Here is an 11982-nt window from a genome sequence, read left to right as displayed (position 1 = left end):
TCATGGGATTCTTCGGTGATCCCCACCTCGCCTACATCAACTGGTAGCGAGTCCAGCTACTTTCGTTCTCCTTAGTAGAGGATTACCCAGGGCAGGGCGGTGTTGGCCTCGACGGCCACGATGATGCGGTCCCAGGGAACGGTGTCGAAGAAATTTCGCACGTCCAGGTCGATGACCCAGTCGTACTTCCAACACCGCTTCCGGCATGTCCCCACGGCGTCCAGCGCGCCTTTTCGGGGCCGGTATCCGTAGGAGTCCGGGTGGAACTTTGGCTCCACCGCGCCCTCCAGCCGGGATGCGACCACGGTCTGCCCTATCCGGTCACCTATGGTGGGAACGCCGAGAATCCTTGTTCCCGCGCCATGCACCTTCGGGATTTCCACTGCCTTTACCGGGGGCGGGAAGTACGATCCTGACGACATCCGGTTCCAGATCTTGTACAGGTTTCCCTTAAGATCGGACTCGAATTCCACCAGGCCAACCCCGTCGACCCCGGCAGCGCCCTTGTTGGCCGCCACCTTCTGATATGCCTGCCACACCTCCCACTTGGAAATGTCAAACGACTTTCCTGGTGATACCTGCTCGCTCACCTGATTCCTCCCAGTCGCGCTGGTTGATCCTGCAAACGAACCACGGACAAGCCAGCCCCTTCGCTCCGCTCCCACCGCATCAAGCAGGAACTTCACCGCTACTACGAACTGGTCCGCCTGCGTACCCCACAACGGTACTCAATTCCTTGCGGTTCAAACGCTTGGAACTCTCCCTCTCGCCGCCTTTCCAGGGCGACAGTGTCAGGGCACGCCATCCCACGTTCCACACGAAAGCCGCAGTCCAGGCTCGCGCCACCTCTGCGCCGGGCACCACCTGGCCAACGATTCGGGCAACCGCCAGGCTCATCCCGGGCCAAGCCATAACACCCGGTTCTGATGCCAGTTCTCTAAATAACGACGCTATCAAACGGTGAATCCCTTACGGGACTTTCAATGCAACGCCTTCCTGGACCCCACCTGACGCATCACGTGCGCCTTTTCCCTCATCGCTCACCACGACGGTCTTCAGCCAACGCAGCAGAGGGCGGTTTGAAGCCTCCCCCCGAAGGGCGGCTTCGAAGGGCCTGCAATCCTTCATCTTTCGTGCAGCACCGCCGCCAGTCACTCAGCTAACAAGCAACCTTCAGCGCTCGTGGCACACCGGCTTTTTTCAAGAAGCTGTTCTCCATGAGCAGCTCACGGTTCTGCCGTTCGAGTTCGCGTATTCGCGTGTTGTCCTCGGCGGCCGGTGACGGTGCCTCGCCGGCGTGGGCACGCCGGTAGGCGGCGACCCAGACTCCGAGTGTTCCCTCGAGGATGCCGAGTTCACGCGCGACGTCTGCGATCGGACGAGATGTCTCGATCACCATCTTTACCGCCTCGTCCTTGAACTCGGGCGAGTATCTCTTGCGCTTCTGCGTCAACTATTACCCCTTCCGTGCTGCCCCTAATTCTAGTAGGGACCGCTGTCCGGGAGAAAAGGGGCACCTCAAGGGCCTGCGACAGGCTGTTCTGGAGTCGCTGATCATCCCTGGAGGGATCGCAACGCTCCGGGGTGCCCCCGCCGGCCGACTGCGCCAGCGGTCGCTGATCATCCCTGGAGGGGAGGGATCGCAACCGTTCGCTTCCTACTGGTGGCCGCACACCCTCACCCGTCGCTGATCATCCCTGGAGGGATCGCAACCCGACCTCGTCCAGGACGCTGACCGGCGGCGGACCGGGTCGCTGATCATCCCTGGAGGGATCGCAACAGCACGACTGGCCGCTGCACCCCGATCTCGCCGGTCGCTGGTCGCTGATCATCCCCCGATCACTTTGTCAGATTCGAAGTAGCTCCGCACCAGCCCTTGTTCAGTGCTGGCGAGGATTGCGAGAAGGTCCCGGGCGCGGGCCAGAGCCGCGGTTCACGGCGACCGGTGAGCCACCGCGGCTTTCGGGGGCCGGATGGATGGGGAGAGGGTCGCCGTCGGCCGGAGGGAGGCTGACGGCTCGGATGAAAGTGCCGCGGCGTTCCTGCTCGTTCTGGACGAACCACTGAAACGACTGGCCGCTCGGGTCCGGGGGGACGGCGACGCGTACGTCGAGTTCCGGTGGGCGGACCCGGGGGTAGTGGACGGAGACCGTCGGGTCGCCCTGGGCGGCGGCGCGGAAAGCGGCGAGTTGTGGGGCGCCGGGCCAGGCGGCGGCCACGGCCTTCTCGAAGTCCCGGGCCAGCGTGGGCAGGTCGGGGTTCTCCCCGGGCAGCTCGGCCGAGAAGTCCGCGTAGTGGCGGCGCCAGTCGTCGCCGCGGCGCAGGTGGGTGGTCTCACCGTCGATGTCCAGGTGCATGCTGCCGAAGCCCAGCGGCTTGCCCAGGCCGAACCGGTGGTACTCGTCGCCGGGTCGGCACAGCAGCCAGAGCAGCGCGCCGAGTTCCAGTCCGGACAGGTTGCGCACGTCCAGGGTGAACCGGAACTCGCCGCCGGGGCGCACCCAGGCGGTCACCGAACGGTTCTGGTTGTCGCGCTGCTCCTCCCGCTCGGTCGTTCCGACGGCGAACCCGTCCCGACTGGCGGTGAGCTGCTCGCCGTCCGGCGGCTGGTGTGGCCGGCGGTACTCCTGGTAGCGGCCCTGGCCGTCGGCTGTCTGGGTCCGGTCCTCGTGCGGGGTGGACCAGTAGTCGGACGCCAGGCCGGCGTGGTGCGGGTAGGCCTTGCGGCCACGCAGCGAGCGGCCGGCGGCGTACCAGGCGGCGCGGGGTGTCCGGTCGGGCAGCGGGATCGGGGCGTCGGCGGAGCCGGCGACGTAGAAGCGGCCCTGCTGTGGCTTCGGCTGCCCGAGGATCGCCAGTGGCACGCCCCGGCCTGGAAACCGGTCGAGGCCATCGTCTCCGTCGGGGCTGGTAAAGGTCACCGGGCCGACCCTCAGCTGCCCGCCGTAGGCGGACCGTGGGCGCCGGCCGCTGGCGTCGCTACCCGCGGGCTTCGAGCGGCCGGCACGCGCGTCGCGGTCATCGTTGGACGGGCTTCGCTGGTGAACCCAGCCGAAGACGCGATCCGCCGGCGACAACGCGCCGAACTGGTCGGCGGGACGCAGCGTCGGGTGGAGCAGGTCCTGCGGCGACGCGGCGAAGAGCTCTCGGGCGATCATCACCGGGAACAGTGCCGTCACGTCGCCTCGGGCGTCGAGTCTGGCGTAGCAGAGGTCGCCGGGGGCAAGTCTCTCGGCGCCCTCGGCATACTGATGGCGGCTCCAGCCGGTCTTGCCTGGCTCGCCGCCGAGCCACTCGTGCGGCTTGGCGATCCTGTCGCCGCGGCGGCGGCCCCAGATGTCGTCGTACCGGTGCGCGTCCCGGTAGTTCTCGACCAGGTTCGTCCAGTCGGTGCGTAGGCGCGCGGTCAGCTCCCGGCGGACAGGGGTGCCGAAGAAGACGCGTTCGTCGTGCTTGCGGCTGAAGTTGCGGTTGGAGACCGACACCCAGCCGACAGCGTCGTGCTCGTCAGGCAGCACCTCATGCCAGCTACGCCGGTCGGACGCCGTCGTGGCGCTGGTGAGGGCCTCGGAGGGCGGGCCTGGTCGCTGACCGTCGGGGGTGATCGCGGTCACGCGCCAGTAGCGGAAGTCGGCGATGTGGATCTGCTGGCGCCGGTCCCAGCGATGGTGCTGAACGAGCCGCAGGTGCACCGACACCCTCCTGCCGTGCCAGCCCGGCAGCTGTTCGGCCGGGATCAGCACCACCTCGCGGTGATGGAACGGCGGGTAGGCCGGCAGCCAGGCCGCGTACATCACCGCCGACGGGCCGGGGCGCTGGCCGAGCGGGGCGGTGCCGGTGAGCAGTTCGAGGGACTTACCGTCCTTCCCCACCCGAGCCGGCACCATCCCGAGGCCGGCGCTGGCGCTCATCCGGTGGCCGAGCGGGGCCTCGTGGCCGGTGAAGACGCCGAAGCGGGAGTTCGTGACGGCTTCGTAGGCGGCGCGCAGCATGCCCTTGACCGCTGTCGGCGGAAGGTGAGGCGTCCCGTCGCGCAGCAGCGGGCCGTAGGTGCCGTGGCCCTTGTTGTCGGTCTCCGCGGCGGCGGTGTCGAGCAGGAGCAGCGGGGTGGCGACGGTCATCCGGACGCCGATCTGCCCGGTCCACATGTCGCCGACCAACCGGTCGTGGCCGGTGGGCTGGCGGTCGGCGAGGTCAGCCGCCTCGGGTGGCAGCCTGGCGGCTGCCGGGCGGGGCAGCGCCGGGACGAACGTGTACGGGTTGGCGAACACGTCGGTGCGCACCTTGGCGAGCGGCCCGGTCGCGGCCCGCACGCCGCCACCCGAGCTGCCAGTCGGCGCCACCCACGGCTCGCCGCGGCGGCGCACGCGCTTCGGCTGGGCTTTGACCTTCTCGAAGTCGACCTCGGTACCGGTGAGCTCCGGGGACTCGTCCTCGTGGAGCTTGCGAAGCTCGTCGGTCAGCTCCCGCTCGGGGTGGCGCAGCCGCTGTGCCTTCGCGCCCACCAGGATGACGAGTTCGCGGCTCCCGTCCTGCGGGTGCTCACGCCAGCCAAGCCGTCCGGTCTGTATGTCAGCCATGCCGCTCTCCCGGGTTGGTGCCCTGCCCGCTGGCGTGGCGGGCGAACTCGTAGGCCTCGACGCGGACGAGCCGTTCGTCGAGGACGTAGGCGTTGCCGTGGCCGTGTGCGTCGAGCGCGTCGGTGGACGGGTCGGGCTCGGCGGTGGGCAGGTCGTAGGCGAGGTACTCGCGGACGACGAGGCGCAGCCGGTTCGTCGTGGTGGCGGCCACATCGTCGTCGACGGGGACGAGCAGCAGGCCGATCCGCTGTGAGGACAGCCCGCGCCAGCCCGGCTGGTCGGCGGCCGGTGTGTGCTCGCCCCACAGCAGGTAGTGGCCGTCGTGGGCGGCGAGGCCGGTCGCCTCGGCGCCGCCGGTCACGTCCTCGCCGAGCAGGACGCCGTCGCCGGTGGCGAGCCGGCGGACCCAGCGCAGTTCGACGTCCGCGGTGAACAGGCGGCCTTCGAAGACGTCATCGGGGTGGACGGGGGTGCCGTCCGCGGTGACGCAGGTGCCGTCGGCGGCCAGCCGGGCCAGTCGGAACGCCGACGGTGTGGACAGCAGCGCGGTCGCGCCGGCGAAGCTGGGCCGCTCGGCGAGCACCACGCGCAGCACATCTGCCAGCGGCCCGTCGACCCGCCGCCAGCCGAGCCGCAGGTCTCCCGCTGTTGCGCCGCCGGCTGCGGCCGAGGTCGCGGCCGTGGACACAGCCGTGGTTGTGGCGCTCATGCCGCCGTCTCCTGCCCGTCGCGGTGGTAGGTCCGCCAGGCGTCGACGAGTTCGGCGCCGCGTTCACTTGCCAGCAGTTCCGCGAGTGTGATCTCGCCGTCGGAGATCGCCGGCTCGCCCGGTGGACGGCCCGTCCAGCGCATGCCGATGCGTTCGACCGTCACGTCACCGAAGCCCCGGTTGACCGACCCGCCGAGCGGGATCCGCCCGACGGCAAGGTCGCGTAGCAGCAGGACCAGCAGCGCGACGACGACCTGCCAACGTGGGGCGGCATCCGGCGGGGCGGCATCAGCTGACGCGGCCTCGAGCATTCGCAGCCGGGTGATGTCGAGGGTCAGCGTGAGCGGGCGCCAGGCGACCCGCCAGGGTTCCAGGACGGAGAACAGCAGCTTGTCGGCCGCGCCGCCCGTCCAACGGTCGATCGCGACGTGATCGGCCTGGGCGATCCCGGCGTCGGCCAGCCATCCCCGCATCTGGCGGGTGAACCGGCTGTCGTCGTCGGGCAGCCCCTCGGCGCCGAGCCTAGACGACGGTTCGCCGCGTACGAGCAGCCCCCACTCGTCGGCGTCCAGCGCCCGCACGCTCACAGCGTCGTCGAAGCGCAGCGCGCCGCGGCCCCACGGCACCCCGTCGGTGTCGAGCTGAGCGCCAACGGCTCGAACCGGTTTCGGCGGCTCGTCGGCGGGCCGGGCTGGGCGCGGCGGCTCGCCGAACAGCGCCCACACCGGGCGCAGGCAGTTCTCGCCCAGCTGGTCGTGGAAATCCTCCGGCGCCGAGCTGGCGTCGCGGGAGTCCTGCGGCGCCGTGGTGGCGCTCGCCAGTGCCGGTCGGGAGGCGGTGGTCCGCAGGATCCGCTCGGCGTGGGCCCGCCAGGCTCCTTTCAGACTGGAGCCGGGCAGGACGAGGCGGACCTTGCCGGCGTCGCCCGGCTCCCCGCCGGCGCCGGTCAGCGGCAGCACGTCCGCGACGAGCCCGGCCCGATCGGCGCGGACCATCACCGGGGCACGGGGCGTCCAGGCGACCGTGACGGTGAGCAGTTCCCGTGCGGCACCATGCTCGCCCGTACCGTGCCCGCTCGTGTCACGCAGGTCGGTGAGCTCCTGCCGGGCCGATCCGGACAGGCATGCCGGGTCGCGCAGGACAGCGAGCAGGCCGGCGCGACTCGACAGGTCGTGCTCGACGATCCGGACATCGTCGTCGAGGATGACCTTCCCTAGCCCACGGCTGGCCGAGGCGCCGAGGCGCAGCTCACCGGCCGCCAGCGCGTCGAGCAGCGCACCGAGACGCGTCCGGTCGAGCGTCCGGACAGCCGGGTCGGTGCCGCTCTCGACGTCGATCTCGAGACGCAGGAAGGCACCGGCGGGCACGACGGCCCGGGAGTACAGGATCCGGTCCGCGGCCGTGGCGGAGTACCGGTCGATGCCGACCGATGTACGGACCTCCACGCGAGCCGGGGCCAGCAAATCCTCGTCGCCGGGTGGCATCGTCGGGTCGGCTGGCCGGGTGGCGCAGACCAGCGCGTCGCGCACGACGATCCGGCTGGCCCGCGCCTCGAGGGTGGTGATCCGCCGGCCGGGATGAGCCGGCGGGCCGCCCGGGTCGTCCGGTCGTGCCTCGGGGGTCGGGGCGGCATAGCCCCACAGGTCCAGCGGTGACCGTTCGCTGATGTCGGCGGCGTCGGCGGCGTCGGCCACGCCGACGAGCCAGCTTCGTAGCGCGCCGGCCAGGCTGGTGCCGGGGACGTAGAGCCGGGACTGGCCGTCGACAGCGACCGTCAGATCGACGTCGGCGTCCAGGCTCAGACCGCCGACGTGCAGCGGGGCGGCGAGGCGCAGCCAGCCGGCCACGCGCAGCCGGGTATGTAGCGGCCGTCCGGCCATGTCAGATCGTCCCTTTCCGGCGGGCGGCGAGCACGGTGTGGACCAGCGTGGTGATGGCCTCGGCGCGCAGCTCGCGGCGCAGGGCAGGGTCGTCCTCGAGGTCGCCTGGCCAGCCCAGCAGCGTCCAGACCCGGTCGGGTTCGACGAGCAGCGACCGGACGGCCGCGCCGACGTTGGTGGGCCACGACCGGCGCCGCTTCTGGTCGACCATGCGGTCGACGAGCCGGCGGAGTTCCGCGGCGCCGTCGGGTCGGGCCAGCAGCGGCAGCAGGTCGTGTAGCAGCGCGAGCTGCGACGGGGAGACCTTCGCGACATCCGCACCGAACGCAGCCTGGTGTTCCCTCGGGTCGGCGGCCAGCGCCACCGATCGGCGCGCGATCTGCGCCCGCCACGCCTCGGCACGCAGCAACCTCAGCGTCCGCGCCTCCCGTGCGGTGAGCCGCTCCGACCCGGCAGGGCGGGCAGCAGCGATCGGGCGGGCGGGAGCAACGGGGCGGGCCGGAGCTGCCGGGCGAGCGGGAGCAGCCGGGTGGGCCGGAGTTGCGGTGCGGTGGTCGGCGCCGTTCTCCCGGCGAGCGGTTGTGTACCCGAGCTCAGCGAGTAGCCGGCCGGGCCCGGGCAGGATCTCATCACCCGGATGGTCCGGGAGGATGGCGATGGCGATCTGGCCGAAGCCCTCGGCGCGGCGCTCGCCAAGGCCGGCCTGTGCCAGGTCCGCGAGTCGCGTCGGGTCGAGAGTGACGGTGGCGTCGAGGTCGAAGCCGGCGACGCTGCCGGCGGAGAACGCGGCCAGCGTCGGGCGTGGCAGCCCCCAGCGGGCCTGCCAGGACTCGACCCGCCCGGCGGCCAGCATGGTGCGCAGCCGGTTTCGGTCGCCGGGCGCGTGGTCGCCGTCTGGAACTGTCGGCAGGCGCTCCACCTCGACCGGGACGAGCAGCTCCCGGCCCTGCGCGGCCTCCTGGTCGGCCAGGCCCAGCGCGGCGGCGAGGGCGGTGCGTAGCAGGTCCGGTCGCGGTGACGGCCGCAGCCGCTCGTCCAGGAGCACCAGGTCCGAGAGGAGCCAGACCGCGAGGCGTCGCCCGCCGGGCACCGCCGCGGGTGCGGACGCCGGCCCCGAGGTGACGAGGCTGACCTGGATACGGCCGTAGTCGTCCTTCTTGGACTGGCCAGCGGTCCACCTGCCGGCCAGTCCTGCGGCCCAGCCGGCGGCCAGCAGCCCGCTACGGACCCGGACCTCGGCCCGTAGCACGGTCCCGGCCCGCAGCGCCCGGTTGATGTAGAGGCCGCCGCCCGTCTCCCTCGTCGGGCGCTGGGTGGCGTCATCGACGCTGTTGTGGATGCGGATCTCGTGCTCGGGCCGGCCGAGCACCAGCTGCTGTCCCCCGGTGTCGAGGCCGGCAACGGTGTAGAGATCACGCAGCCGGGCCAACTGGCCGTGGCGCCCATCGTCGTGTTCCCGGGTCCGGTTGACCACCGGGAACACCGGGCCGTGGGCGGCCTTCTGTCTGAGCACGGTGCGCGGCGCGGGCAGCGCCCGTTGCCCGGCGAGCTCGACGGTCGCGTCGGTGATGACCAGGTCGCCAGCGAGCAGCGCCCGCCTCGCCGCCTCGCCGTCGAGCCCGGCCCGCCGTTCGGCCCTGCCCAGCTGGCGCAGTACATGCGGGATCAAGGCCGTGCCGGGGATCCGGTCGGCGCCGAACAGCTGGTTGCCGACGAGCCGGCCGCCGGCGAGCATCGGGTCGACGAGGGTGAGTCGCAGCTGCGCCACCTCCCAGGTCGCCTCCGTCGCGGCGATCCGGGTGAACGCACGGAGCCTCGGCGTTGCTGCGGGGACCATCGGGGGAACGGGAACCGGGGACGGCGGCGGCGCTGCCTCAAGCCACGTCCACCACTCGGCGGTGTTCAGGCCGTCGACCCTCAGATGGCAGCGCCCGTTCCCGCGGCGGCGCTTCGCGCCGATCTGCTCGACGAGGCATGCCCCGGCGAGCAGCAGCGCGGTGGCGTACCGGCGGGCGTCGATGTCGAGGATCCCCTCCGGGTCTAGGGTGAGGATCCCGGTCAGCTCGACGCCGCCGCGGGCCTGTTCCTCGAAGCGCAGCATCCGGTCGACCGCACGTCCGGTCCGAGGGTCGATCGCCACCCCGGGTTTGACGAACGTGACGGTCTGGCGGACCGCCGGCTCGGCGGCGAGCAGCGCGGCCCGCAGTTCGGTGGACAGTCGCGCGGCCCGCACCGACAGTGCCGCTGGCAGTGGCGCCCCTGGCAGGGCAGCCCCGTTCGGGGCGGAGGCGGCAGGTCGCCGGGAGATTCCCAGTCCTGCCTGACTGCCGAACAGCCGGTCGACGAACGCGGACCAGGGGCCGTCGCCGGCCTCGTCGAGTGCCCGGGCGGCGATCTCGCAGCCGTCCCGCCACAGCCCGGTCACGGTCTTCGCCGGCAGATACGGCAGGTCGTCGGTGTCGCGGACGACGAGCCGATCGACGTCCCGTGGCCGGCCGTTGCCGCTGCCCGCATGCCAGTCGGAGAGCATCTCGAGCCGGTAGTCGAGGACGGCGCCTGCGGCCGGTGGCTGGGGCGCGGCGATGGTAGTGCTCACTGGGCGGCCTTTTCCCTGGGAGTCGTCTCGGCGTGCAGCCCGGCGGCGGTGGCGAGGAACGACTCGGCGTCCATGGCGTCGAGGTAGCGGGTGACCCAGCGGGGCGCGTCCGGCTGGTCGGCGTCGTCCCAGAACAGGGTGTCCGTTGCGCCGGGGGCCGCGAGCCTGTCCAGCCCGTCGTAGCGGTCCGTTCCGGCGGCGGCCCGCAGGCCGCGGTAGCGGGCGTCGGCGACCCTACGGCCCAGCTGCAGGCCGGCGCGCAGGTCGTGGGTCTGCGACCGGGGCAGCGCACGGCCCTCCCTGCCAGCGGCCGGCTTCTGCAGCGCAGCGACCTGGTCCAGCAGGTCGACCCAGCGGTGCCGGGCGGCCCAGCCATCCCAGCCGCCGTCGGGCCTGGTCACGAGGTACGGCTGGGCGTACAGCCGCTCCCCGTCGGCAAGGGTGAGCCGCGCGCGCAGCGAGTCGAGGTCGGCCGCGGCGGTGTCATACAGGACGTGGAACGCCAGGCCGCTCGCGCCCGCCGCCCGGGTCTTGATCTCGCGGGCCTCCTCCATCAGTGACTCGGCCAGGCGGTAGGCCGACGAGAACGGGTAGGCGCGTTTGACGATCGCCACACCGGCCTTCGCCGTCAGCCTGCCCGCCCGCGTCCGACGAAGTCGGTGTCTGTCGACAACCGTGCCCAGCCGGATCTGTGTGTGCTCTTCCAGAGCTCGGAGGTAGGCCGCGGTGAACGCGAGCGCGACCGAGCCCGCGCAGATGACGGTCAGGTCGTCGCCGCCGAGGATCAGCGGCAGCACCTCGACGCGCAACCGCGCATGTGGATCGTCCGGCTGTGCGTCCGGAGCAGATGTCGGTGGCCGCGGGGGGTCGAGCCGGACGAGTTCGTCGACGGCGGCGAGGTAGGCGTCGAGCGTCGCCTTCTCGACCGCCTGCGAGAAGTCCCGCAGGATGTCGGCGCATTCCCGGGCCGGCCGGTCGGCGATCTCGGTGCCGAGATCGCGGAAGACCTGGCCGAGGCCGTTGCCGTCGGCGTGGACGACCGCGACCCACTCCTGGTCGTACTGCAGGTGGTTGGCGATGGTCTCCAGAGCACGCCGGGCGGTCTCGCTTCGGGCCGGCGCGGTCTCGTCTGGCGTCTCGCCGCGTTTCCCTGGGCCGTGCTGTACCGGGGCCAACAGCAGGTCGGCGAGCCGGTCGTAGGCGCTTTCGACGACGTCCAGGTCCGCGGCGGTGCGCGGGCCGTCGACGGCGCGCAGCTTCGCCTGCGAGAACGCCGAGGACGGCTCCGGCTTCTCCAGCTCGTCGAGCAGGCCCGCCTGCGCCGCGGCCCGTACCGTCTTCCCGTCCACCGGGTCGTAGAGCCCGGCCGCGGGCAGCGAGCTGGACCGGCAGTGTTCGACGATCGGCAACCGGGCGAAGCGGGCCGACGGCTGCGCCGGGCGGGCCGCGCGGACCCGGGAAAGCAGCCCGCTCGCCTCCCGGGTCGCCGCCGGCAGCGACCGCCCGGTCGCGCCCGACCCGCCGGTACCCGTCTCGGACCAGTCGAACGGGATCACAACACCGCAGACGTCCAGGCCCGGTGCTCGGACCAGCGCACGGCGGGTGACGGCCGCCACCAGCGCACGCCCCCGCTGCGGGTCGGTCACGAGAACCTGGACGCGCCCCGCGGCGGTCGTCAGCACCTCGGCTGGAGCCGCCGGCACTCGTGCCTGCGAGACAGCGTCCCGGGCAGCCAGTCCGAGCGCGACGAGTTCGTCGATGGTCCACTCGCCGAGGGAAGCGATGAGATGCGAGGCGCCGACGTTCTCCCGGCGACGGTTGGTGTCGAAGATGTACGCCTGGTTGCCGGAGGTCTCCAGCAGCACCAGCCACATCAGCTGGTTCGACCGCCCCGGAGCATCGCCGGTGCCGTCCACGTCCGCAGGTACTGCGCTCAATGCCACTCCCCCGTTGAGCTGGTCATCGCCATAGGTCCTGGCGTACACGTAGGTATCGACGGTAATCACCCGGTTCTGGGGAGCGCCAAGCGGGTCACCCAGCGCATCGGATCTGTGCCACAACGATGCCCTCTCGCGATGCGAGCCTGGTTTGGCTCTCATCCATCCCTTGACGGACCAGACCGGCGGATCCCCTGCCGGTCGGCGGGTCCGCCAGATCGTCGTGATTCGGTACAGCAGGCAGAAACTGCCGGGAACGCGTCGCCGGAAGGCATTTTTC

Annotated in this window: 7 protein-coding genes; all 7 read right to left on the bottom strand. The window is 71.7% G+C overall.

The features are described from left to right. Window positions 1–71 precede the first annotated feature (71 nt). Window positions 72–590: a reverse transcriptase domain-containing protein gene (locus MXD59_RS23395; protein ID WP_248826751.1), complete on the bottom strand. Its 519-nt coding sequence runs from the start codon at window positions 588–590 to the stop codon at window positions 72–74. Window positions 591–1159: 569 nt separating this feature from the next. Beyond that, window positions 1160–1453, bottom strand: coding sequence for a transposase (locus MXD59_RS23390; protein WP_248826750.1), 294 nt, complete (start codon window positions 1451–1453; stop codon window positions 1160–1162). 427 nt (window positions 1454–1880) lie between these two features. Further along, window positions 1881–4580 (bottom strand): TIGR03986 family type III CRISPR-associated RAMP protein, encoded by a 2700-nt coding sequence (locus MXD59_RS23385; RefSeq protein WP_248826749.1) that lies wholly within the window; start codon window positions 4578–4580, stop codon window positions 1881–1883. After that, window positions 4573–5289, bottom strand: coding sequence for a type III-D CRISPR-associated protein Csx19 (csx19, locus tag MXD59_RS23380; protein ID WP_248826748.1), 717 nt, complete (start codon window positions 5287–5289; stop codon window positions 4573–4575). The genes MXD59_RS23385 and csx19 overlap by 8 nt, the downstream gene beginning before the upstream one ends. After that, on the bottom strand, window positions 5286–7169 hold the full coding sequence (locus MXD59_RS23375) for an RAMP superfamily CRISPR-associated protein (RefSeq protein ID WP_248826747.1): 1884 nt from the start codon (window positions 7167–7169) through the stop codon (window positions 5286–5288). Before MXD59_RS23375 ends, csx19 begins: the two co-directional genes overlap by 4 nt. Before the next feature lies 1 nt (window position 7170). Continuing rightward, window positions 7171–9765, bottom strand: coding sequence for an RAMP superfamily CRISPR-associated protein (locus MXD59_RS23370; RefSeq protein ID WP_248826746.1), 2595 nt, complete (start codon window positions 9763–9765; stop codon window positions 7171–7173). Further along, window positions 9762–11702, bottom strand: coding sequence for a Cas10/Cmr2 second palm domain-containing protein (locus MXD59_RS23365; protein ID WP_248826745.1), 1941 nt, complete (start codon window positions 11700–11702; stop codon window positions 9762–9764). Before MXD59_RS23365 ends, MXD59_RS23370 begins: the two co-directional genes overlap by 4 nt. Window positions 11703–11982 lie beyond the last annotated feature (280 nt).

Source organism: Frankia umida (genome assembly GCF_023242945.1).
GTDB lineage: Bacteria > Actinomycetota > Actinomycetes > Frankiales > Frankiaceae > Frankia > Frankia umida.
Note: the sequence above shows the minus strand (reverse complement) of the source record. Positions and strands in the feature narration are given on the sequence as shown.